Consider the following 22707-nt stretch of genomic DNA (forward strand, 5'->3'; position numbering starts at 1 on the left):
AACATGAACAATGTAGAAGTCAAGGGCGTCGATCTTCCAGCCCAGATCGCCCAGCAAGTCCGCAAGCTCGTTAATCGCGGCACCCTTGCCCCAGGGCTGCAATTGCGCCAGTCGGACCTCGCAGACCGTTTCGGCATCAGCCGCGTGCCGGTGCGAGAGGCGCTCAAGCTGCTGGCGGCCGAAGGCATCATCGAACACGATCCTAATCGCGGCTTTTTCGTCGCTCCGCTTTCGACCGACGAAGCCCGCCAGCTCTACCGCTACCGGTTCCTGCTGGAGCGGGAGCTGCTGAAGACAGTCGATTGGCCGGACAGCACGCAGATGAAGGCACTGAAGGTCATGCTGGAACGGCTCGACAGCTACCTCGACCAGGGCCAGCGCGCCGAGTGGATCGACGAATACCAGGATTTCTATGCACTACTGTTCGACCTGTCACCGAACAAGATCCTGCGGCGCGAGGCGATTCGCCTGATCAGGCTGACCGACCGCTACCGGGCGCTGGCCTCGGAGGTGAGGGTGCCGGGCGAACAACGGATCGCGCACTTGGAGCACGCGTTGTTGGCCGCCATGTCAAAACGGGACCGTGCGCAACTCATCCGCAGTTTCGAACGTGAGCGCGAGAAGATCCTGACGTCGATGCTGGCGAGGATCGACGCGCGCGGGCTGTAGCCCGCTTCAGAACCGTGGTAACGCGGACCCGCTGTTCTCGAACAGGAAGCCGTCGTAGTACGGCTCGCAGGCAGTCGCACCTTTATCGTCAGTGGCGCGGACGACGGGCTGCCGATGCTGCTCGCGCTCGACGCGCACGCGTCTTGCACCTGTGCGAGATGCTGTCGGCGAGATGTCCCCAAAACGTGCAATCTGCCTACTGGCAGCATGCCCCGCCCGACTGCGCGACATCGACTGGATGGACTCCTCCCGCGCCACCGCTATCGGCCCTTGCGTACCGCAGAGGCGGCCTCGATGCCCGCGCGTCTCTCCTCATGCTGCACGCCTATCCGAGCGGCAGTCCTTGATTAAGAATTCATAATTGAATAATATCTAGCCTACAAAACAGGTTGGCCAGCCCCGCTGCTTCCCCCTCGAGGCCACCGAACGGAGACGGATATGACAAGACGCGGCATGCTGTGGCGCCTCGCATGTACAGTTGGACTCGCGCTCGGCGCCACGCTTGGCGGCGCCCACGCACAGGCGCTTCATCCCCCCGTGAAGATCCGCATTAGCGAACTCCAAAGGCGCCAACGCGATCCTGCACCTCGCCTGCTAGCGCCGTCAGCCGTCCGCGTCGGGTGACAGGCGTCGGGCGGCGTCCGTTCCGGGTATCCCGATAGGTCACAAACTCCCCCATTTCGCCACGTGCGGAGACGCGCGCGCTCGATCGCATCCGCATGGCGCGCCGGAACGTATATAACACCACCATCAGGAGATGCCGCCATGAAATTCATGATGACCTTCCATTGGGCTCCGGATACGGAGCAGCGCGCCGAGGCGATCGAGCGCTTTCTGCGAACCGGCGGGCTACCGCCGGAGGGCATCCAGCTACTGGGCAGATGGACCAGGGCCGATCTGGGGTCGGGCTTCGATCTGCTCGAAACCGACGATGCGGCCAAGCTCACCGAGTTCGCCTATCAGTGGAGCGATCTGATGGAGCTGGAGATCATGCCGGTCCTGGAAGATGCCGAGCTGGCCACCGTCCTCGGGCGCATAGCCAAGAAATAGACCAGGCGCTTGTTGCGTAGCAACGCGATTCGACATGCACATAACCCGGCACGCCTCCCTTCGCGGGCTGAGGCGCTATTCGACTGCTGCCCGGCCAGGACGTTTGAGACGGGCGATCCTGGTCGCGCTTTTGTTACTGATCGGCTATGCCGCAGCCGATCTCTTCTGGCCATGGCACCGCGACCTGAGCCGCTTCGATCCGATCGCGACCGGCACGCTGGAAACCAAGATGTGGCGCTCGTACTACGATCGCCGACCCGTCTCGCTCTTCCTTGAACTGGCACAGACCCTGCGCACGCAGTATCGATTTCCGTGGCTGAGGTCGTACGTCGGCGCCTATTACGGCGCCTCTGCCGCCTTCACCTTCAAGGAGGGGAAGCAGCCCAGTGACTACGAAAAGGCGTTGCCGGCGCTGCAGACCTATTTCACCCTGATCCACAACACGGGGGACCGCAACTTCGACGTGGCCCGCACCACCAGGCTGGAACTGGAATGGTGGATCGTACATCGGGAGCATGAGCGTTATGGGCCCGATAAGTTGAGCAATGCTTGCGCGGAAGCGGCGGCGTCGCTATACATGGTGTCCGCGAATGCCACGCGCGAACACGGGCGGCTGCGTGCGCAAGCGATGCTGCTTCGCGATGCTCGCGCAGAAGCGGGCGACATGACGGACGCGGACTGGGCAATCATCGAATCGATGCTGCACCAGAGCTATCAGTCGCTAAGCCATGCGGTCTCATCGCTGCCGCTGCGGCAAGCCGGCCGTGAGCTGCGAGGCGGGCGTCGATTCGTCGAGCAGGGCGCTGCTACGTTACCACCGCAGGGCGGTAGTCTGGGCTAAAGCAATCAGCAGGCTTAATTAGGCCTCCCGATCTCCCGTACATCAGTGCCCAGTAAAGGACGAGGTCACAGTTGCGGTTGAGCGAGAGTGCCGGCGACCAGTTGGAGGCGTTGGACATGCTGCGCATGGAGCATGATGGCGCCGTGGCGTTCAAAGGACGCCGCTACAGGGAGACGAAGGGTTATCCGCCCACGAGATCCCGCGATGAAATTCTCCACCAGCCCGATTACCTGGTGCAGCCACTGCATGGCCTCCCATACGCCGCTCCCGCCGCCGCACCAGCCCGGCCGGCGAGTGTTTCTATGACAGCGGGTTGGCGGTGTCGGCATCTGCCCCAGCAGATGCTACGTTGCACATCTTGCGCCGGGCGCTATGGAGCAGGGCCGGCATAAGGTTTGCTATAACAAAAGCAAGCCCGCATCTTGGCAGTGGTAGAAGGACAATTTTCTTACCTTTGGTAGCGAAGGTGGGCACATGAAGCCGATAGTTCACCATTTTCATACCCGCCCGCCCCATCATGGGGCGAGATACTACTTCGCACATGCAGTCTGCCTAGTGGTCTCGGGCGGAGTCTATGCGGTTTGGGCGCTTCTGCGGTAGACCGTGAGCACGCCAATTAGGCAGCCTTGGCATAGAACAATAGGCGCGGGGGATACAGGCAAACATAGCAGGAGGCAAACATGCTGAGTCCCCATGAAATCGCCGCACTGATCTTGATTGAGGATTCTACTGACCTTTTATGCTTGGACCCCATGACTATTAATGCGCTGGTAGGGCACCAACTCGTTACGATAGAGAACGGCTCCTCGGGCCAAGGAAGCCCTCGTCTTACCCATCTCGGGCTGTCCGTCCTCAAAGCTGTCGGGCGACGGGCTAATTGACGGGAAGTAGATCAGTTGCACTCCTCCACTGCTCACGCAGCGTCTAGTGTGTTGCATCGACGGGTTGAATCCACAGCCGGCGACCGCCGTAGCGCTCCGTCGACTCTGGCAAGCAACGGTTTGCCGCAGCGCACGGGGCTGGGACGCGGCGATAAGGCACGATAACGGGGCCTTATCTTCGTGACGATGCGGCCTCCCGCTGTTCCCCCTGAGCCACGGCTCGGCCTTCTCTGCTGCTGCAACATTCGTTAGTGGTGCAAAATTTGCGTACAAAACATCACAAATCTCGGCATCACGGGTGACTGTGAATCATCTTCGCTGACGCGTCGTTTCGGATATTGCGAATTCGATTATTTCGAATTATCATGCACGGACACGTAGCATTTGGAGTCCTTCATGCACGCAACCATCACCAACACGACGCTGCCTTCGGCAAACGAAAGTGCTATCGCCCGTGAATCGAGCCGCAGCCTGGCGGTAGCCTTGGACAGCCGCTCCGAGACGCAGCAATTCGACTTCAAGACTGACAAGGGCGAGTTGCATAGCGTCACATTGCCCACCTCTGCGTTGAGGCTTCTCGTCGAGGTTCTCGCTGAAATCGGCCAAGGGAACGCCGTCTCTATCATTCCCATTCACGCCGAACTGACGACACAAGAGGCGGCGGACCTGCTTAACGTCTCTCGGCCGTACTTGGTTCAGCTTCTAGAGAAGGGGGAGATTCCGTTCCGCAAAGTCAACACGCATCGGCGCGTCCTCTACCAAGACGTTGTTAGCTACAAGCAGCGCATTGATGACGAGCGACGTAAGGCACTAGACGAACTCGCGGCGCAGGCCCAAGAGCTGGACATGGGCTATTGAGCATGGCTTCCAACTTCGCTGTAGTCTACGATGCCTGCGTTCTCTATCCTGCGCCGCTGCGGGATCTGCTGATGCGTCTCGCGCTGACCGACCTGTACCGTGCCAAGTGGACGAATGAAATTCATGACGAGTGGATTCGCAACCTCCTTGCGCGGCGGCCGGAGCTTTCCCCGGATCGCCTGGCAGGCACGCGCGAACTGATGAACCGAAGTGTTCGCGATTCGCTGATTAGCGGGTACGAGCACCTTATTGAGTCCATTAAGCTGCCTGACCCTGACGATCGACATGTGGTTGCGGCCGCAATTCATAGCGGCTCCGAGGCAATCATCACGTTTAATATGAAGGACTTCCCGGAAGCCGCACTCAAGGAGTTCAACGTCGAGGCGATCCACCCGGACGATTTCGTCGTGGACCTCTTTGATCTGAATGCAGGGAAGGTCCTAGCGGCAGTGGCGGAACACCGTGCGTCTCTGAAGAATCCGCCGAAGTCTGCTTCGGAGTATTTGACTACCCTTTCGGCACAGGGCCTGACGCAAACGGTGTTGATCCTAACGCAGTACAGTCTGGCAATTTGAATTCCCCGGGCGGTTTTGCCAGCCGTCCTCATCTTGGCACCGGGTGGCGACCGATCCTCGGCCCTCAGACGTCATGGCAAGGCGGCGACAATCGGATATCGCTTCACTGAGATTTCCCAATCAGGGACATTGTCTACGCACTGAGTAGACAATTGGATTGACTTGACTGGCTTGCTTCATTTGCTCCTACGTAGGGCGGGGCCATTGCCTCGGCAAAAGCAGGTGCTGCAGCGAGCTTGGAACAAGATCATGCAAGCAGACGACGGCTTTCACGTCGAAAAGGTGGTCAAGCACATTTCAACATAACGCCCGATCACCGAAATCTTGCGGGTTGCTGGGAGGTTATGTTGAACGGGGGAGGGGCGGACGTCGGTCGGCGCCGCCGGCACCTCAGTTAGCCGTCGACGCGCAGGCGCTCGAAACGCCAGCAAAGTCGAAATGCGCGGCGGCATAGATGGCATTGCACGCCCAGACCTCTTCTCCGTTCTTATAGAAGGACACCCACTTGCCGTCGCTGACGCAGTGGGCGCCAGGGAAGACTTCGTCATGGCCGTTCGGACCGTCCAGCGGAAAGGGGGCGTGGGGTGTGGCCCAGTATTGGCCGCGCGGTAAGGGCGTGATCGTCTTTGGCATGCTCATCCGGCCCAGTGCGGTGTTGCCTCGCTACGGCGAAACGGAGGCGGTGTCAATCGTGCAATGGCGTAGCTCAGACTCGTGGCAGCTTCGTGTTGCCTCGCTACCATCACCTCTGCTATCCCGTAGGATTTCCATGGCACGATACCGTCCGATTTTGGCCCTGGCCTTCGGCGTCGGTGCCTTCATCGTGATCGCCGCCATCGTCTCTCGGCAAGTATATCTGCGCACCGCCGCGGAGGCTGCCGACGCCAGCGCAGACGAGGAGCCCGCGACAATGATGTTGATACGCTGCGAGACGACGCATGAAGGTCTGCAGAATAGGGACAGGTCGACTTCGGAGGCTGACGAGCGGCCACGCGCTCGATGTAGAGAGTCCTGACTTTCCGAGAACTTCTGATTAGTCGATCAGGAGCACAGGCAAAAGAATGCCCGCTGCTCGGGCGGGCATGAATCCCTTTCGGAGAAAGAGAGGAGACGAGGGTAAGTATAAACCCTTGGGAAGACTCTCGCAGAGCGCTTCACAGAGACCCGGAGATCTAGGCTGCAGGCCTGGCCGGAGACAGATCGAAGCAGTGCCCAATCAAATAATTTCATGATCACGAAATTATTGGACTGTGACGAGGAACCCCGCGGACGGTCATGCTCGTCGTCTCTAGCCGACCCATCTCTGCCAGTGGGAGGTCAAGAAGCCAATGTCCGTAGTGAAAGGGGAAACGGACGCTCGCGAGCCAGATAGACAGGAACAACTTTAGCGGCGGCGTGGCACACCGCCGCGGAGCGCCAAATTAGACTTCGAATTCGCTGCACGGGACTCGCAAACGGTCGCTATGGTCAACGTAACCCCCGGTCAGCTCACGATGCGGCAGTTGCAACGACCGGTCCCATTAAAGCCACGAATCAAGCGTGCGCCTGGAGCGGGATCCGCTTTGCTGGAAGCGAACCGACACCATCGGCGGGACCGCGTCGCGTCGCGGCAAGCATACGATTACCGGGAGACGTCAGTGGTTCGTCCAGTGACAAGCCACGTACGTAACTCGCCGATACCCTTCGCGTTGATGGGCCCCCGCGCTTCCAGCAGGAACGGTTTTCCAAGCCGTTGCCGAGTAGCGTCGGTAATCTGAACCCGGCCGGCGATACCGTGGGACTCCATTCGGCTCGCAATATTGACGGTTGCACCCCACAAGTCATAAATGAATTTTCGTCGGCCGATCACGCCGGCAACGACGGCGCCGCTGTGGATGCCGACCCGCAACTGCAAACCGTATCCGCTTCGCTCGTTAAACTGGTCAAGGTATTCCAGCATGTCCAGCGCCATATGAGCGGCCCGGGCCGCGTGGTCGACTGCAGGAACCGGAAGGCCGGCCGCCGCCATATATGCGTCGCCGATCGTCTTGATCTTCTCTAACCCGCGGTCGTCGGCGATATCGTCGAAGTCAGCGAAGATCTCGTTGAGTACTGCCACCAGTCCTTCGGGGCTCAGGGCGGGAGAGAATCGCGTGAACTGGACGAGGTCGGCGAACAGCACCGAGACTTCCTCGAACCTGTCGGCAATGATTTCCGGTGGGCCGGCCGCGATGAGATCGGATCGAAGCTTCAGGCGTTCGGCGATGGGCGAAGGCAGCACGTTGAGGAGCAGCCGTTCGGTGACCTGTTGCTCGCGAACGAGCTTTTCATAGAGGCGCCTGAGTTCATCGCTCTGGTGAACGATTGTCTCCCGACTCGCTTCCAGTTCCTGGACCTTGCGCTCGAGCTCCTTGCCATGCTGCAAGGATTCCTTGTGCAGCAGGCGCACCTCCAGCATGTTCCGAACCCGCATCAGCACTTCGCCGAGATCGAATGGCTTGCTGACGAAGTCCTTTGCGCCAGCCCGCAGCGCACGCAGTTTGTGGTCGGGCTGGGCAGTGATGACGATCACTGGGAGGTAGCTGTCCGGCTGGACGGCCTTGAGGTGCTCCATGACCTCGAACCCGTCCATGCCAGGCATCTGGAGATCCAGCATGATCAGGTCATAGTGATTCCTGCCGTGAAGCTCGCCGACCGTGCGTGGATCGGTGGTTGACTCGACACGGGTGTAGCCCGCCGCATGCATCATCCCTTCGAGCAACAGGACGTTGGCCTCCAGATCGTCAACGACCAGGATTTTCGCGGCCAGGATGTCCGTTGCCTGGATCATGGCAAGTCTGTTCTCGGTCGTTCGAGCGCAGCGTTCAGTGCGTCCATGAACTCCTGGATCCTGATCGGCTTGGTCAAGTACCGGAAGAATCCTGCCTTCATGCCACGTTCGATGTCGCGCGGCATCGCGTTGGCACTGAGGGCGATAACCGGGATATGCATCGTCGTGGGGTCGTCGCGCAGGCGCCCCAGGGCTTCGATGCCATTGATGTCCGGCAGATGGATGTCCATGACGATGACCTCGGGCAGGGCAGCGCGCGCGAGCTCGACACCGAGTGTCCCCGTGGCCGCGGACAACAGATGCACATCCGCGCGGCGCGCGACGAGTTGCTCAAGGAGCCTGAGGTTGGCCGGATTGTCTTCCACATACAGCAGCGTGTGCATCGTGGAATGGGCTTCGGTCGGCGACCGCACGGGCGCGACGGTCGCCGGGTGTTCGCCCGCCATTGCCGGCGGGGCGGCGGCGGGCAGTTCGACCCGGAACACGCTGCCCACGCCGGGCGTGCTTTCGACGTCGATCGTTCCCCCCATCAACTCGGCCAGCCGCCTGGCCACCACGAGACCGATGCCGGTGCCTTCCACGGGGCCCGCCTCATGCCCCAGGCGATTGAATGGCTGGAATAGCTGGGCGAGCCGCTCCGGTGTCAGCCCTGCGCCCGTGTCGTGGACGCTGACGCATACGCGATGTTCCGTCGTCGTCACCTGCACATCGACCGAGCCTTGCTCCCGGTTGTACTTGATGGCATTGGACAGCAGGTTAAGGAGGATCTGCTTCAGGCGGGTTCGGTCGGCACGGACGAAGCAGGGTGGTTCGGCGGCGGGAAACCGCATGCGAACGGCGCGCTTCAGGGCCTGCTGCTCAAGCATTGCCTGGCACTCGTGCAAGGTGTCGATGACCGATACCGGCTCGGGGGACAGCGACGCGTGCCCGGCTTCGATCCTCGCCAGGTCGAGCACTTCGTTGATGAGCTCCAGCAGATGCCAGCCCGCTTTGAGGATCTGGTCGATGCTGGCCTGCTGCGACGCAGTCGGCGGCGGAGCCTCGGAGGCCATCAGTTGCGCGAAGCCAAGGATGGCGTTCAGCGGATTGCGCAACTCATGGCTCATGCTCGACAGGAACTCCGACTTCGCATGGTTGGCGCTTTCGGCAGAGGCCTGGGCTTGCTTGAGCGCTTCGATGTCAGTGCTGGATGCCAGCCACTTTACGATCTTGCCGTCGGCATCCTTCAAGGGCGACCCGCGTTCGAGGTGCCATCGGTAGACGCCGTCGGATGCCCGTTTCAGGCGATATTCGATTTCGTACTCGCAGCCTCTTGCCACCGCGTCTTCCCAGTGGCCGAGATTGCGCGCGATGTCCTCGGGGTGGACGGCCGATTTCCAGGCACCGGACCTGGTTTGCTCGAGGCTGAGGCCGGTATAGCTGGTCCACCGAAGGTTGCAGTAATCGATCTGGCCATCCGCATCGGCGGTCATGATCATGTGAGGGATGCCGTCGGCGAGCAGCCTGAAGTGCCGCTCGCTCTGCCTGAAGTCGAGTGCGGAAGGACCATCCTTTCCCGATTCGTCGCGAGTCTGCTTGTGCATGATGTGCCCCCGCAGCCGGCGGTCTGGCGTCTGCGTGCAAGGCAGGTCAGCCGGAATCCGCGTCACCAGGAAAAGCATACGCGCAGCCACGGCTGGTGCAAACCGGCATGCGCGGGGAGGCCATTGGTCAACTCGCGAGTCGATAGTGCGCCACTTCAGGCGGCAGCCAGGAACGCTGTTACCTGCCGGGCGACTTCTTCGCGCTCGTTGTCGATGCAGATCATGTGGTAGCTGTCGCTGAGCAGGACAAGGTGCGCCCTTGGATCGGTGCGGTTGCCTGCATCGTTACCATTGACCCGGTCGCGAATGTATTGGGCTGACTTCAGGCTTGTCAGCTCATCGTCCGCGGCGTGAACAAGCAAGGTAGGGCATTGCAGGAGATCCAGCCCCTGCCTGGCGCTATGCCTTAGCCGGTCGAGTTCGCGAATCGTGCTCAACGGCACCCAGGGATAGTGGCGACCGTCGCCGCGAGAGAAACGCCGCTTGAGCAGCTTGCGCAGGCGCTGGTTCTTCACGCCGTAAGGGCTGCGTTCCCGGACCCTGACGTAGTCGGCAAGCATCGGGATGCGATACAGCGCATGCCGGACCGGGCGATACCACGGCAGCGACCAGCCATCGAGGAACAGAGGCGGCGCCAGCAGCACCAGGCGGTCCCGCCCGTTGCGCCCGAGTCCGTCGATCTTGCCGACCTCCAGCGCCAGCAGCGCGCCCATGCACATGCCGACCATGTGCACCGTCCGGTATTGCTCGCGCAGGCTGGCCAGCTTGCCGCGCAGCGCTGCGAGCCAGTCCTCCAGCCTGACGCCGCGCAGCGCCTCGGGCTGGCTGCCATGCCCCGGCAGCAGCAGCTCCGCGGTCTGCATGCCCATGCTGGTGATCCGGGTCCTTAGCTGGCCCAGGTCATGCTCGGTGCCGCCCAGCCCGTGGACCAGCAGCACGACCTCGGCGCCCATATTGTTCTTGTGTTCGTATTCCATCGCAAATCGTTTCGACAAATCGCCCGGATTCAGGGCTGTGCGACGCCGCCAACTGGGGTATCGATGTCCGACATTCCACCGCCCAGCGCCTTGTAGAGCGCAACGGCATTACCGAACTCGCTGCGCCTGAGGTCCAGAAGCGTTTGCCGCGCGGCGTACAGTTGGCGCTGCGAGTCCAGCAGTTCCAGCCGACCTTCGACGCCAGCCTGGTAACGCAGGTTGGAAAGCTCGGTGCGGCGCTCGGCGCTGCCGACCGCGCGGATCTGCGCATCGATTTGCCGGCCGAACGTCTCGCGTCCGGCCAGGCCATCGGACACTTCACGGAACGCCGTCTGGATAGCGCGTTCGTAGCCGGCGACGGCGCTGTCTTTGCGCAGCTCTGCCAGGCGCAGTTCGGCGCGCAGCCTGCCGCCCTGGAACAGCGGCAGCGTGACCTGTGGCGCGAAGTTCCACGTACGGTGCCCGTCGTCGAACAGGCCGCAAAGGGCCGGGCTCACAAAGCCCAGCGATGAAGTCAGCGACAAGCGCGGGAAGAACGCCGCGCGCGCGGCGCCGATATCGGCATTGGCCGCCACAAGTTGCTGCTCCGCCAGCAGGATGTCCGGCCGGCGCAGGAGCAGATCGGACGGCAGGCCCGCAGGCAATTGCTTCACCACGGGCTGATGTTCCAGCGGCAGGGCTGTGGGAAGATCGTCCGGCAGTTCGACGCCCACCAGCAGTCGCAGCGCGTTGCGGGCTTGTGCCCCGGCGCGCGTGCGCGCCTCCAGGTCGGCTTCTGCGCTGGCTACCTGACCCTCGGCCTGCGCCACGTCCAGGCCGCTGTTCTGATGGCTTTCCTTCAGGCGCCGCGCCAGGTCGAGCGATTGCCGCCAGTCGGCGAGCGTGCGCTCGGCCAGCTGGCGCTGCTCGCCGGCCAGGCGCTCCGCGAAGTAGGCATCCGCCACCGCGCCGACCAGCGCGATCCGCGCGGCGCGGTGACCCTGTTCGCTTGCAAGGTAGCGGGCGAAGGCGGCGTCTGACAGCGAGCGCACGCGGCCAAACAGATCGATCTCGAAGGCGCTCAGGCCCACGCCGACACCAAACTGCTTCTGCGTGGCGGCGGTGATGGCCGGGTCAACGTTCGCATTGGCTGCGGTGCGCTGGCGTGTGAAGGCCGCGTTGGCGTCGATGGCCGGCAGCCGCGCGGCGCGCTGGATGCCGTACTGGGCCTGCGTTGCCTCCGCGGCCAGCGCAGCCATGCGCAGGTCGCGGTTGTTGTCCAGCGCCAGTTCGATCAGGCGCTGCAGACGCGGGTCGCCAAACATCGTGCGCCAGCCCAGGTCGGCGGCCTGCGCGGGGGCCTGTGAATGTTCGCTGGCAGCGGCGGTCATTGCCGAGAACGACGCGGGCACGGGTAGCTCAGGCTTGACCAGCTGGGGCGTCAACGAGCAAGCCGACAAGGCCAGGACAAGCGGAAGAATGAGGAATCGCATGATTTAGCCCTCTTGTCCGTGAATGGGTGCAGCCTGCTTGCGGCGGGGCTTCAGCCACCGCCCCAGGCGCTCCTGCAAGCCCATCACGAACACAAAGAAGACGGGAACGAAGAAGATGGCCAGCACGGTGGCGGCCACCATGCCGCCGAATACGCCGGTGCCGATGGCATGCTGGGTCTCGGCACTGGCGCCTGCCGCGATCATCAGCGGCACCACGCCGAGCCCGAACGCCAGCGAGGTCATCAGGATCGGGCGCAGGCGCTGGCGCGCGGCTTCCACGGCCGACGCCACCAGCCCCTTGCCTTGCTCGCGCAATTGCCTGGCGAACTCGACGATCAGGATCGCGTTCTTGGCCGACAGACCGATCACGGTGATCATGCCGACCTTGAAGAACACGTCGTTCGGCAAGCCGCGCAACAGCACGGCAGCCACCGCGCCGAGCAGCCCCAGCGGCACCACCAGCATCACCGACAGCGGAATGGCCCAGCTTTCATAGAGTGCCGCCAGCACCAGGAACACCACGATCATCGACAGCGCCATCAGCATCGGTGCCTGCGACGCGGACTGCCGCTCCTGCAGCGACTGCCCGGTCCACTCGACCGCGAAGCCCGCTGGCAGTTGCACGGCCAGACGCTCCATTTCGGCCATGGCCGCGCCGCTGGAGTAGCCCGGGGCAGCACTGCCCGCAATCCGCGCGGACGGGTAGCCCTGGAAGCGGACCAACTGCAGTGGCGTCTCGGACCACACGGGCCGGACCACTTCGGACAGCGGCACCATGCCGCCGCTCGCGTTGCGTACGTAGAGCTTCAGCACGCTGTCGATCTGCATGCGCGCGGGCGCATCGGCCTGGACGATCACTTGCTGCATGCGCCCGGCGTTAGGAAAGTCGTTCACGTAGGTCGAGCCCATCGCGGCGGACAGCGTGTTGCTGATGCTCGCGAAAGACACGCCCAGCGCCTGGGCCTTCTGCCGGTCGATCTCGAGGCGGATGCTGGTGCCCGGCGGCAGGCTGTCCGGATAGATGCCAGTCACGACCTTGCTTTGCGCGGCGAGTTCGAGCAGCTCGACTTCGGCAGCCTTGAGTGCCGCAGCACCCTGGTTGGCGCGGTCCTGCAGCCGCATCGTGAAGCCGGAGCTGTTGCCCAGTTCGTCAATGGCCGGCGGCTGCAGCGTCATCACCGTGCCTTCCGTGACGCCAGCCATCGCTGCCTGCGCCAGCATCCCTTCACTGGGGGCCGTCGCGCCGTTGCGCTTGTCCCAGTCCTTGAGCACCGCGTAATTCAATGCGGCGTTCGGGCCGATGCCGGAGAAGCCATAGCCGATGATGGAGATGCTCGACGCGATCGCGGGGCGAGAGGCGAGATGCCGTTCCAGCTTCTTCACCACATCCTGCGTGCGCTCGGTCGTGGCATCCGCGGGAAGCAGGAAGCCTGTCATGAAGTAGCCCTGGTCTTCCTCGGGCAGGAACGATGACGGCAGCGTCTTGAAGCCGAACACCATCGCACAGCACAGGGCGCCGAACACCAGCATGACGCGGCCCGTGCGCCCGACCAGCCGGCCGACGCGGGTCTCGTACCATTGCGTCAGGCGATCGAACCGGCGGTTGAACCAGCCAAAGAAGCCCCGCTTCCCGTGATGGCCCGGTGCAACCGGCCTGAGCATGGTCGCGCACAGCGCGGGCGTCAGCGTGAGCGCCAGCAGCGCCGAGAACAGGATGGACACCGCCATTGACAGCGTGAACTGCTGGTAGATCACGCCGACCGAACCGCTCGCAAGCGCCATCGGGAGGAACACGGCCGTCAGCACCAGCGTGATGCCGATGATTGCGCCCGTGATCTCCTTCATCGCCTTGGATGTCGCGGCCCTGGGTGAGAGGCCTTCCTCCGCCATCAGTCGCTCGACGTTCTCGACGACGACAATGGCGTCGTCCACGATGATGCCGATGGCCAGCACCATGCCGAACATCGTCAGCACATTGATCGAGAAGCCCGAGGCCAGCATGACCGTGAAGGTGCCGAGCAGCGCCACCGGCGCCACGATGGCAGGGATCAGCGTGTAGCGCACGTTCTGCAGGAACAGGTACATGACGAGGAACACCAGCGCCATGGCTTCGAACAGCGTATGAACGACCTTCTCGATCGAGATCTTCACGAACGGCGCGGTGTCGAACGGAATCGAATACTCCATGCCGGCCGGCATCGCCTTGCTCAGGTCGGCCAGCCGCGCCCGCACGGCCTCCGCGGTCTTGACGGCGTTGGCGCCCGGAGCAAGCTGCACCGCGGCGAATGTGGCGGCCTTGCCGTTTTCACGGTTGACGAAGTTGTACGACTGCGAGCCCAGTTCGACGCGCGCGACGTCGCCCAGCACGACCTTCGCACCATTGGCGTTGGCGCGCAGCACGATCGCAGAGAACTGCTCGGGCGATGTCAGCTGGCCCTGCACCGTCAGCGGCACTGTCACGCGCTGGCCCGGCAAGGCCGGGGACGCGCCGACGCTGCCAGGCGCGATCTGCGCGTTCTGCTGGCCGATCGCCGTGGTCAGATCGCTCATCGAGAGGCCGTAGGTGTTCAGTTTGGCCGGATCGACCCAGACGCGCATGGCGCGCTCGGCCCCGAACATCTGCATGCGGCCCACGCCGTCGACACGCCGCAACGCCTCGACGATGTTGCGCCCCATGTAGTCGCTGAGCGCGGCTTCGTCGAAGCGGCCACTGTCGGACTTCAGGCCGATCAGCATCAGGAAGCCCGAGGACGCCGATTCCACGATCAGGCCGTTCTGGCGCACGGCCTGCGGAAGACGCGGCTCGACCGTCTTGAGCTTGTTCTGCACGTCAACCTGGGCCATGGCCGGATCGGTGCCCGGCTTGAAGGTGGCGGTGATCTGCGCCGTGCCGGAGGTATCGGTGGACGACTCGAAGTAGAGCAGGTTCCTGACCCCGGACAGTTCGCGCTCGATGAGGCTGAACACGCCGTCGCTCATGGTCTGCGGCGTGGCGCCGGGGTAGGTCGCGGTGATGGTGACGGTCGGCGGCGCGACCGACGGATAGCGCGCAATCGGCAGGTTGGGCAGGGCAATCACGCCCAGCAGGACGATAAACAGCGCGATCACCCAGGCAAAGACCGGGCGCCGGATAAAGAATTCGGACATGGCAGGACTCTCGCCGGATTTCAAAGCGTGGAAGCCGCGGGGCGCGAGTCAGGCGCCCCCTGGTCATGCACGGTGACCCTGGCGCCATCGGACAGGCGCTCCATGCCCTCGACCACAACCTTCTGGCCGGCCTTCAGGCCTGCCTGGATGCGATACCGGCGGTCGACCAGTTCGCCCAGCGACACCGGGCTGATATGCACCTGGCTGGCCGCATCGACGGTCCAGACCTGGGGCTTGCCGCCCACATGCACGACCGCTTGCTGCGGTACGGTCAGCGCGTCCGGGTAGCTTGCGCGAGGAATGCGGGCGCGCACGAACATGCCCGGCAGCAGTTGGCGCGTCGGGTTGTCCACCAGCACGCGCAGCAGCACGTCGCCGGTACCGGCGTCGACGTTGACGCCCGAGAAAAGGATGCGCCCGGTGACGTCATACGGCTCGCCGCTGTCGCGCAGGATCATTGCCGGCAATTCATTGCCCGCTGCCGCTTGCCGCGTCGCCAGCACCTGCCGCAGCGACTGCAGCGATGCCGCTGGCTGGCGGACGTCGACGTAGACCTGGTCGATCTGCTGGATGCGCGCCATGGGATTGCCGTCACTGGCGCCGACGAGCGCGCCTTCGGTGACTAGCGCCTGGTCGATGCGGCCGGAGATCGGCGCTTCCACCGTGGCGAACTTCAGCTCGAGCTGGCGGCGCGCGAGCATGGCACGGGCCTGCGCGACGTCGGCCGCCGCCTGTTCCCGCTGGGACACCGCGTCGTCATAGACCTGTCGGCTGATCGCGTCGGCTTCCACGAGCGGCTGTAGCCGTGCGGCCTGCACCCGTGCCCGCGACAGGGCCGCCTCGGCGCGCTGCAACGCTGCGGCGGCCGTCTCCATGTCGGCCTTCAATGGCGCGGGGTTAATCTGGAACAGCGGCTGGCCGACGCGCACTTCGGTGCCTTGCTCGAACAGCTGGCGCTGGACGATGCCGCTGACTTGCGGCCGGATCTCCGCGGTACGCACCGCCGCAACGCGGCCGGGCAGGTCTTCGGTCAGATGCAGCGGGGTGGCCGCCACGGTCGCGGCGGCAATTTCGATCGGGGCCGGGGCAGCGGGCGGCTGGCCTTGCCCGCAGCCTGCCAGCATCGCCAGCGCAAGGGCGCATGCGCCGCTGTAGCGGCACCATCGTTGGTTCTTCATGTGGACTCCGTGATGCGCCGGCAGTCACATGCCGACGTGGGATGCGCGGCAGTTTGCCCGTGGCCGATGGAGTTTCTCGTGCGGTACCATGGAGATTCGATGGAGACGCAGCGTAAGCGTGAAGCAGCAACATGCCGGATACGACCCCACTGAGCGACGCAGCGCAAAGCGTCCAACCCCTGATACTCATTGCCGAGGATGAACCCGAGATCGCCGAGATCCTGGCTGCCTACCTTGCACGCAGCGGCTTGCGCAGCGTGCATGCCCCTGACGGCCGCAAGGCGCTGGAACTGCACCTGTCGCTCAAGCCCGACCTGGTGCTGCTGGATGTGCAGATGCCCCATGTCGACGGCTGGAAAGTGCTCACCGAAATCCGCCACCGTGGCGATACCCCCGTCATCATGCTTACGGCGCTGGACCAGGACATCGACAAGCTGATGGGGCTGCGCATCGGTGCCGACGACTACGTGGTCAAGCCGTTCAATCCCGCGGAAGTCGTGGCGCGCGCGCAGGCCGTGCTGCGCCGCTCAATGTCGGGGGCAAGCCAGGGCACACAGCAGCGCGTGCTGCGCGCGGCGCCGTTCGAGATCGATCTGGACAATCACGAAGCGACGGTGCAGGTGGGACAGCAGCACCATCGACTTGCGCTGACGCTGACGGAGTTCAAGCTGCTGGCGCAACTCGCGCGCGCGCCCAGGCGGGTCTTCAGCCGTGCCGAACTGATGGCCGCCTGCCTGCCGGAAGGCGATGCGCTGGAGCGGACCGTCGACAGCCACATCAGCAAGCTGCGCAGGAAGCTCGAAGACCTTGGCGTCACCGGCATTCCGGTTGGCGTGCGCGGGGTCGGCTACAAGCTGTGGAGCACCGAATGAAGCTGCAGGGTCTGAGCCGCCAGATCGCGCTGTCGATGGCGGCGATGGCGTTTGGCGTCACGCTGCTCGTGGTGGCGACGGCTACCGTTTTCTACTATCTGGCCTCGCGGTACTGGCCCGCGCACCTTGCCGAGTCGAGCTGGATCCCGAGCGGCCCGGAATGGGTATGGCTGATCTCGACCACGCTGGCAGGCCTGGCCCTGGCAATCATCGTCGGCGTCAACCTGGCCCGCCGCATCCTGGTGCCGTTGAACTCGGTGGCCGACGGCATCCGCCGCGTCGCACAGGGCGATCTCGATGCACGCGCCGTCGCGGGCGACCGCTCGCTGCGCGAGGCGGCATTGCTGGCGGACCAGTTCAACGCGCTGGCAGGCGAGTTGCAGCGCGTGACCAACGAGCAGGCATTCTGGAACGCCGCGATCGCGCATGAACTGCGCACGCCGGTCACCATCCTGCGCGGACGCCTGCAAGGGCTGGCCGATGGCGTCTTCCATCCCGATGAATCCCAGTTCCGCAGTCTGCTCATGCAGGTGGAGGGGCTGGTCCGGCTGATCGAGGACCTGCGCGTGATCAGCCTCGCGGAAAGCGGGCATCTGGCACTCCAGCGACAGGAAACCGACCTTGCCGCCGAAGTGGGCGCCGTCGTCGCGGTCTTCGGCGATGCGCTCGAGGCGGCGGGCCTGCAGCCTGTCCTCGATCTGGATGGCAAGCCGATGCACTGCGATCCGGTGCGCATCCGGCAAGCCTTGCTGGCGTTGCTGGAGAACGCGCGCCGGTACGCCGTGCCGGGTGCCATCCGGATCCAGACCCGCGTAGAGCAGGGCCGATGCCATTTGCGTGTCGAGGACGATGGCCCCGGCATTCCGGGCGATGTTGCGCCGCATGTCTTCGAAGCCTTCCGGCGCGGGGGCGACGCGAGCCGGAACGCAGGCGGCAGCGGCCTGGGACTGGCCGTGGTGGCGGCTATCGCTCACGCACACGGCGGGCGGGCTACCTGCAACCCGTCGGCCGGGGGCGGAACGACATTCGAAGTGTCTTGGCCTGATATTGGCGATCGCCAATCTTGCTAACGGCGCCCGGTGGGCCAACAGGCCACCCTGCAAGGGCCGGCGGCTCAGCTCAGGCTGGATGCCACTTCAATGCCGCGCAGGACGTCGATGCGGCTCAACATGTCGCTGGCATGGGTAAGGAAGCCCTGGCGTGCGCGTCCGGTCAGCATGACGGGCTCCATCAGCATGACACTGAGCGGGTTCTGCGGCACGTCGTTGAAGCGAAGCTCGTAGTGCAGATGCGGTCCGGTCGCCCAGCCGGTCTGGCCGACGTACGCGATCAGTTGCCCCTGCCTGATGCGCTGGCCGGGCTGGATGCCGGCGAAGCCCGACAGATGTGCGTAGTACGTCGAGTAGCCGTCGGGATGCTTCAGGATGACGATATTGCCGTAGCCAGTCTGCTGGCCGACAAAGTCGACGGTCCCCTGCGCTGTGGCGAAGACCCGGGTTCCCGTCGGGGCGGCAAAGTCGACACCCTTGTGCTGGATCCATTGGTGGTGCAACGGGTGGTTGCGCCAGCCGAAGCCCGACGACAAGCGCGAGAACTCGACCGGCGAGCGGAGAAGCGGGCGCGCCATGGCTCGTCCGTCGAAGGTGTAGTAGTCACCGGTGTTGCTGCCCTCTGCACCGTCGTACCACAAGGCCTGGTAGAGCTGGGCGCGGTTGACGAGTTCGACTGCCACGACGCGGCCATTGCGCACCAGCGCGCCATCGCGGAATCCCGCCTCATAGACAATGCGAAAGCGATCGCCCTGAACGATGTCGTGCTGGAAGTCGACCACGCCCGAGAAGATCGAGATCAACTGCCGCACGATGTCTTCGGGCACATTCGCGATGTCCATTGTCCTGAAGAACCCGCCCGCCGTGATCGCGCCGGAACGCATCTCGTAGCGCAGTTCGTTTCTGACTGACTGCAGCTTTGCCTGGAAGGCGGGCTTCTGCAAGCCGCCGGCCCGCCCGATCAGGAGTTCGCGCGAGGCGTTGATGTTGCCGTCAATGGGCGCGCGCAGCGAGACGAGCAGCTTGTCCTGGTCGACTTCGGCCTGGACGAGCTGTTCCGGCTGAAGGTCGAAAAGGGTGCGCGCCGCCGGATCCCTGGAGATGAACTGCTGTGCGTCGGGATCTTCCACGCCAAGGCGCCTGAGCAGCGTGGCGACGGTGTCGCCGCGTTGCACGGTCTCCTCGTGGAAGTAGGTGGCACCGGCATCCGCCAGCTTTTCGAGCTGTTCGCGCAGGTCGGGCAGTCGAATGGCGTCCTGCCGGCGCGGCGCAGCCGGGTCGTAGTAGGCGCTGTGGGGCGCCACGCCCATGGCTGCCGCCATGCAAAGCGTGAGAACTGCCGCCACGCCGGCGGTCAGCCAGGACGGTCTGTATCCGCGCATTTCCCATCTCCAGTCTGACCTGCGCATTTGGCCAACGACCCTTGCTGCGATGTCGGTCCCTATCGGGTTCCGATCTCCCCGCGGTCAGGCGACATCCTGACGAGGTAACTCGCAAATGCCGTGATGTCTTCGTTCGACAAGATGTCGCCAATGACTCTATTTGAACCACACCGGAATCGGTGAAGGCTCGAATTCTGGCAATGCAATTGTCGATCATGAAGACAAAGATAGGTCATAATGACAAAGTATGAAAAAAGAGAAACTGGGGGTTTTCCCTGTGAGGGGATGGCAAGCCCGGCCGCGAACCGGCATGGAGTCGATTGAGGGGTGGCTGGCTCCCTCCGCATGCCATGCAACCTGTTGGAGGAATCCGTTGTGCTCGCCTCTTTGCTTGTGACTCGGCATGACAGGGAATACCCTGTCTTTTTCTCATTTCCCATATTTGTCATACTGACCTAACTTTGGTGTTTGGTTCTACTAAGGGAGCGTTCGATTCAATCCTCCTGAACGTGCTTGAAGAGGAACAATAAAATGAAAAACTGTGAGGCATCGAGCGTGATGCCGGAAATCCAACCGGAGGTACCGGGCCGGCGTCAACTCCTGCGCATGGCAGCCGTGGGCGCGGCGTCGCTGGCCGCGGCAAAGGTCGCGATGGCAGAGGGGACTGCGACGGCATCAACGGACCGCGGCGTGCTCGACGTCGCGATCATCGGCGCGGGCTTGGCGGGGCTGACGGCCGCGCGCGACCTGAAGCGCGCCGGGTGCGAATCGTTTGTTGTCCTCGAGGCGCGGGATCGCGTTGGGGGGCGCACGTACAACCACGATCTTGGGAACGGTGTGGTTTCGGAGGCTGGCGGCCAGTGGATCGGCCCTGGCCAGACGGCAATTGCCGACCTGGCGCGCGAGCTTGAAGTCGATACTTTCCCGACCTTCTACGCGGGCAAGACTACGGTGCTGGCCGGTGATAGCCGAGTGGCGCAGGATTTTCATGGCGGCATTGGTACCGACGATGCGATTGGCGCCAAGCTTGCCGAGCTGGCGCGTGGTGTGCCCTCGCGCGAACCGTGGAAAGCCAGGAATGCGGCGGAGCTTGACAAGCTGACGTACGGTGACTGGCTGTTGAAACAAGGCTTGAAGTACGAGGACGGATACTTCATGGGCCTGGCAGCGAAACTGACGACGGGCGGCGCCCCGGCACAGCTTGGGCTGCTGTTCTATTTGTCGATGATCAACAGCGCTGGCAACAGCCTGGAACAGCTCGAATCGACCAAAGGTGGCGCGCAGGAAACACGATTCGTCGGTGGCTCGCAGGTCCTCAGTATCAAGATGGCTAAGGATCTTGGCGACAAGGTCAGGTTGTCCTGTCCGGTACGCAAGATTGCAGGCTGGAATCGTGACGTTGTTGAAGTCCACACAGACCAGGGCGTGGTGCGCGCACGCCGTGTCATCGTTGCGATGAATCCGGCGCTGTGTCAGCAGGTTGTCTACGATCCGCCGCTGCCCGAAGGCCGCACGCAATTGCAGCGGCGCTGGCCCGCGAATGCGCCGATGCGCAAGACGGTTCACGTCTATGACAAGCCGTTCTGGCGGGATGATGGTCTGAACGGCCAGATCTTCCAGGTCGGCGGACCTGTTTCCATGGCCTATGACAACTCGCCTCCGGACCTGTCGGTCGGCATCATCAGCGCGTTCGTGTCGCCGGGGTCGCTGCCCAGCGACCCCAAAGCCGCGAAGCGGACACTGTCGGCGATCTATGCCAAGGCGTTCGGGAAGGGGGCGCTGCGCCCAAAGCAGTTCCACGACCATGACTGGGGCAGGGTCGATCCGTGGACGCTGCAGTGCATTCATCCTCTACCTCCGGGTTTCCTGACGAAGTGGGGGCAATTCCTCCATCCATCGGTCGGCGGGGTGATCTGGTCAGGCACTGAAACTGCCGACCTCTGGGCAGGCTCAATGGACGGCGCGGTGCGCTCTGGTCACCGGGCTGCGTTGCAGGCGCTTGCTGCTCTGGCTCATCAAGGCAAGGTGGCGTAAATGAAAAGGCCCCTTATCATCGTCGCCATCGTGGCGATCGCAGCAGTAGTTGGCGCGGGAGCGCTTTATGGACGCGATATTCTGGACGGCATGCAGTACGAAAAAGCCATGGCCCGGATTGGTGAAGCCGAAAAGGTCAATGCCGGTTCGTGGCCGCAGCCGCAGGAAACGTGCTTTGTATGCCATGGTCCGCGCGGGCAATCGCTGAACGCGTGGTATCCGGCGCTGTCGGCCCAGCCGAAGGCGTACATCGCAGCCCAGTTGCATGCGTTCGCCAACGACCAGCGGCCTAACCCATATATGGGACCGCTTGCCAAGGAGATGTCCGACGCGCAGATCGATGCACTCGCCACCTATTTCGCTCAGCAAGTGCCGACGCGGAATGAAGACGTTCCCGCCGATGCGAACCTGCAGCAACGCGGGCTGGCGCTCGTCCAGGCCCGGAGTTGCCAGGCTTGCCATGGCGAGAAGCTGATGGGCAAGGATCAGGCGCCGCGTCTGGTGGGGCAAGGGGCGGATTATCTTGCGAAGCAGCTTGCCGACTTCAAAACGGGCGCGCGCAAGGATCCGACCGGCGCCATGAACGGCATTACCGCGACATTATCGAGCGAGGACGTTCCCGCGGTGGCGCGGTACCTGGCGAGCGTCTCGCCCGACCGCGACGTCGCCGCGAGCCGTTAGCCGACGCAAGCTCGATTCGATGCCGCCCAAGTACGTCGGTCACATCTCCTAGATCCCGGCTCCGTGGTCTTCGCTGGGATCTTTAGATGCCGTGGCAGCACGGCATTCTTTTTGAGCTGAGACATTCGCAACAGCTTTGGGGGTGCGAGTCCCCTGGCGAGGCCGGATTGCTCTCGGCGTTCGCCGTGCTGCTGGCCGCACGGCCGCTTTCCCGATGTACCCATCTTTACCTGAATGGAGCAACAACAATGATCAAAGTCAGCGTGTTTTATCCGAATCACGACGGCAGCACTTTCGACCTTGCCTATTACCTGGACGAGCACATGCCAATGGTGCGGCGGCTCTTGGGAGACGCATGCAAGCGCAGCGAAGTCGAGGAGGGGCTCGCTGGCGGCGCGCCCGGACAGCCACCGAACTACCGTGCCGCCGCACACATGTATTTCGACTCGGTGGACGCGTTCCAGGCGGCATTCGAGCCGCACGCGAACACAATCCTCGCGGACGTGCCGAACTACACGAACATTGCCCCGATGCTGCAGATCAGCGCGGTACGGGCGTAGCGTGGATCCTGCCAGGCGCGCACAAGGTGCGGATAAGACAGGGTAGTCCCCCGCCCTTTCTTTCTGTTGGTGTCTGTCATGACGACCTG

General features: G+C 63.4%; 18 protein-coding genes. 10 read left to right on the forward strand and 8 right to left on the reverse strand.

Annotation, left to right across the window (positions count from 1 at the left end; translation table 11 throughout):
* The first annotated feature begins 3 nt into the window (after window positions 1–3).
* The 5 genes from DN412_RS21580 (at window position 4) to DN412_RS21610 (ending at window position 4874) form a co-directional block, all read left to right on the forward strand.
* On the forward strand, window positions 4–669 hold the full coding sequence (locus DN412_RS21580; protein ID WP_115213450.1) for a GntR family transcriptional regulator: 666 nt from the start codon (window positions 4–6) through the stop codon (window positions 667–669).
* Between the two features lie 765 nt (window positions 670–1434).
* Window positions 1435–1719: a DUF3303 domain-containing protein gene (locus DN412_RS21585; protein WP_115213451.1), complete on the forward strand. Its 285-nt coding sequence runs from the start codon at window positions 1435–1437 to the stop codon at window positions 1717–1719.
* A 103-nt stretch (window positions 1720–1822) separates the two neighbouring features.
* Window positions 1823–2560: a hypothetical protein gene (locus DN412_RS21590; RefSeq protein WP_244222735.1), complete on the forward strand. Its 738-nt coding sequence runs from the start codon at window positions 1823–1825 to the stop codon at window positions 2558–2560.
* Between the two features lie 1277 nt (window positions 2561–3837).
* Window positions 3838–4299: an excisionase family DNA-binding protein gene (locus tag DN412_RS21605; RefSeq protein ID WP_039014334.1), complete on the forward strand. Its 462-nt coding sequence runs from the start codon at window positions 3838–3840 to the stop codon at window positions 4297–4299.
* Between the two features lie 2 nt (window positions 4300–4301).
* Window positions 4302–4874 (forward strand): PIN domain-containing protein, encoded by a 573-nt coding sequence (locus DN412_RS21610; RefSeq protein ID WP_115213455.1) that lies wholly within the window; start codon window positions 4302–4304, stop codon window positions 4872–4874.
* 390 nt (window positions 4875–5264) lie between these two features.
* On the opposite strand, the gene DN412_RS21615 is transcribed toward DN412_RS21610, so the two are convergent.
* From DN412_RS21615 to DN412_RS21650, 7 genes are all read right to left on the reverse strand, one after another.
* Entirely contained in the window at window positions 5265–5513 is a 249-nt protein-coding gene (locus tag DN412_RS21615) for a hypothetical protein (protein WP_039015091.1), read from the reverse strand.
* A gap of 982 nt (window positions 5514–6495) precedes the next feature.
* The gene (locus DN412_RS21625; RefSeq protein WP_114134836.1) at window positions 6496–7683 is read right to left on the reverse strand and encodes an adenylate/guanylate cyclase domain-containing protein; all 1188 of its coding nucleotides are present in this window, start codon (window positions 7681–7683) and stop codon (window positions 6496–6498) included.
* Window positions 7680–9266 carry a PAS domain-containing hybrid sensor histidine kinase/response regulator gene (locus tag DN412_RS21630; RefSeq protein WP_115213480.1) on the reverse strand — a complete coding sequence of 529 codons (1587 nt, stop codon included), beginning with the start codon at window positions 9264–9266 and terminating at the stop codon, window positions 7680–7682. The genes DN412_RS21625 and DN412_RS21630 overlap by 4 nt, the downstream gene beginning before the upstream one ends.
* Window positions 9267–9421: 155 nt before the next feature.
* Complete coding sequence (locus DN412_RS21635; protein WP_244222736.1) at window positions 9422–10243, reverse strand: alpha/beta hydrolase; 822 nt, start codon at window positions 10241–10243, stop codon at window positions 9422–9424.
* Window positions 10244–10272: 29 nt separating this feature from the next.
* Window positions 10273–11715 (reverse strand): efflux transporter outer membrane subunit, encoded by a 1443-nt coding sequence (locus DN412_RS21640; RefSeq protein WP_115213456.1) that lies wholly within the window; start codon window positions 11713–11715, stop codon window positions 10273–10275.
* Window positions 11716–11718: 3 nt separating this feature from the next.
* A complete protein-coding gene (locus tag DN412_RS21645; protein WP_115213457.1) occupies window positions 11719–14862 on the reverse strand; it encodes an efflux RND transporter permease subunit in 3144 nt (1047 codons plus the stop codon).
* Window positions 14863–14882: 20 nt separating this feature from the next.
* On the reverse strand, window positions 14883–16040 hold the full coding sequence (locus DN412_RS21650; protein WP_115213458.1) for an efflux RND transporter periplasmic adaptor subunit: 1158 nt from the start codon (window positions 16038–16040) through the stop codon (window positions 14883–14885).
* Between the two features lie 131 nt (window positions 16041–16171).
* On the opposite strand from DN412_RS21650, the gene DN412_RS21655 reads away from it, so the two are divergent.
* Both DN412_RS21655 and DN412_RS21660 read left to right on the forward strand, forming a co-directional pair.
* Window positions 16172–16912 carry a response regulator gene (locus DN412_RS21655; RefSeq protein ID WP_115213459.1) on the forward strand — a complete coding sequence of 247 codons (741 nt, stop codon included), beginning with the start codon at window positions 16172–16174 and terminating at the stop codon, window positions 16910–16912.
* On the forward strand, window positions 16909–17982 hold the full coding sequence (locus DN412_RS21660; protein ID WP_115213460.1) for an ATP-binding protein: 1074 nt from the start codon (window positions 16909–16911) through the stop codon (window positions 17980–17982). Before DN412_RS21655 ends, DN412_RS21660 begins: the two co-directional genes overlap by 4 nt.
* 44 nt (window positions 17983–18026) lie before the next feature.
* Here DN412_RS21660 and DN412_RS21665 read toward each other — a convergent pair whose 3' ends face one another.
* Window positions 18027–19343, reverse strand: a complete 1317-nt coding sequence (locus DN412_RS21665; protein WP_115213461.1) for a M23 family metallopeptidase — start codon at window positions 19341–19343, stop codon at window positions 18027–18029.
* A gap of 558 nt (window positions 19344–19901) precedes the next feature.
* Between DN412_RS21665 and DN412_RS21675 the strand changes: the two genes are divergently transcribed.
* From DN412_RS21675 to DN412_RS21685, 3 genes are all read left to right on the forward strand, one after another.
* Complete coding sequence (locus tag DN412_RS21675) at window positions 19902–21377, forward strand: flavin monoamine oxidase family protein (RefSeq protein WP_425267436.1); 1476 nt, start codon at window positions 19902–19904, stop codon at window positions 21375–21377.
* The gene (locus DN412_RS21680) at window positions 21378–22058 is read left to right on the forward strand and encodes a c-type cytochrome (RefSeq protein ID WP_115213462.1); all 681 of its coding nucleotides are present in this window, start codon (window positions 21378–21380) and stop codon (window positions 22056–22058) included.
* A gap of 248 nt (window positions 22059–22306) precedes the next feature.
* On the forward strand, window positions 22307–22618 hold the full coding sequence (locus tag DN412_RS21685) for an EthD family reductase (RefSeq protein WP_115213463.1): 312 nt from the start codon (window positions 22307–22309) through the stop codon (window positions 22616–22618).
* Window positions 22619–22707: the final 89 nt, after the last annotated feature.

The organism is Cupriavidus lacunae, assembly GCF_003353055.1.
Classification (GTDB): domain Bacteria; phylum Pseudomonadota; class Gammaproteobacteria; order Burkholderiales; family Burkholderiaceae; genus Cupriavidus; species Cupriavidus lacunae.

Excerpts from the sequence above, each read along its gene's own strand:
- DN412_RS21580 (WP_115213450.1), top strand. The coding sequence starts at position 4 with ATGAACAATGTAGAAGTCAAGGGCGTCGATCTTCCAGCCCAGATCGCC.
- DN412_RS21585 (WP_115213451.1), top strand. The coding sequence starts at position 1,435 with ATGAAATTCATGATGACCTTCCATTGGGCTCCGGATACGGAGCAGCGC.
- DN412_RS21605 (WP_039014334.1), top strand. The coding sequence starts at position 3,838 with ATGCACGCAACCATCACCAACACGACGCTGCCTTCGGCAAACGAAAGT.
- DN412_RS21610 (WP_115213455.1), top strand. The coding sequence starts at position 4,302 with ATGGCTTCCAACTTCGCTGTAGTCTACGATGCCTGCGTTCTCTATCCT.
- DN412_RS21615 (WP_039015091.1), bottom strand. The coding sequence starts at position 5,513 with ATGAGCATGCCAAAGACGATCACGCCCTTACCGCGCGGCCAATACTGG.
- DN412_RS21625 (WP_114134836.1), bottom strand. The coding sequence starts at position 7,683 with ATGATCCAGGCAACGGACATCCTGGCCGCGAAAATCCTGGTCGTTGAC.
- DN412_RS21630 (WP_115213480.1), bottom strand. The coding sequence starts at position 9,266 with ATGCACAAGCAGACTCGCGACGAATCGGGAAAGGATGGTCCTTCCGCA.
- DN412_RS21635 (WP_244222736.1), bottom strand. The coding sequence starts at position 10,243 with ATGGAATACGAACACAAGAACAATATGGGCGCCGAGGTCGTGCTGCTG.
- DN412_RS21640 (WP_115213456.1), bottom strand. The coding sequence starts at position 11,715 with ATGCGATTCCTCATTCTTCCGCTTGTCCTGGCCTTGTCGGCTTGCTCG.
- DN412_RS21645 (WP_115213457.1), bottom strand. The coding sequence starts at position 14,862 with ATGTCCGAATTCTTTATCCGGCGCCCGGTCTTTGCCTGGGTGATCGCG.
- DN412_RS21650 (WP_115213458.1), bottom strand. The coding sequence starts at position 16,040 with ATGAAGAACCAACGATGGTGCCGCTACAGCGGCGCATGCGCCCTTGCG.
- DN412_RS21655 (WP_115213459.1), top strand. The coding sequence starts at position 16,172 with ATGCCGGATACGACCCCACTGAGCGACGCAGCGCAAAGCGTCCAACCC.
- DN412_RS21660 (WP_115213460.1), top strand. The coding sequence starts at position 16,909 with ATGAAGCTGCAGGGTCTGAGCCGCCAGATCGCGCTGTCGATGGCGGCG.
- DN412_RS21665 (WP_115213461.1), bottom strand. The coding sequence starts at position 19,343 with ATGCGCGGATACAGACCGTCCTGGCTGACCGCCGGCGTGGCGGCAGTT.
- DN412_RS21675 (WP_425267436.1), top strand. The coding sequence starts at position 19,902 with ATGCCGGAAATCCAACCGGAGGTACCGGGCCGGCGTCAACTCCTGCGC.
- DN412_RS21680 (WP_115213462.1), top strand. The coding sequence starts at position 21,378 with ATGAAAAGGCCCCTTATCATCGTCGCCATCGTGGCGATCGCAGCAGTA.
- DN412_RS21685 (WP_115213463.1), top strand. The coding sequence starts at position 22,307 with ATGATCAAAGTCAGCGTGTTTTATCCGAATCACGACGGCAGCACTTTC.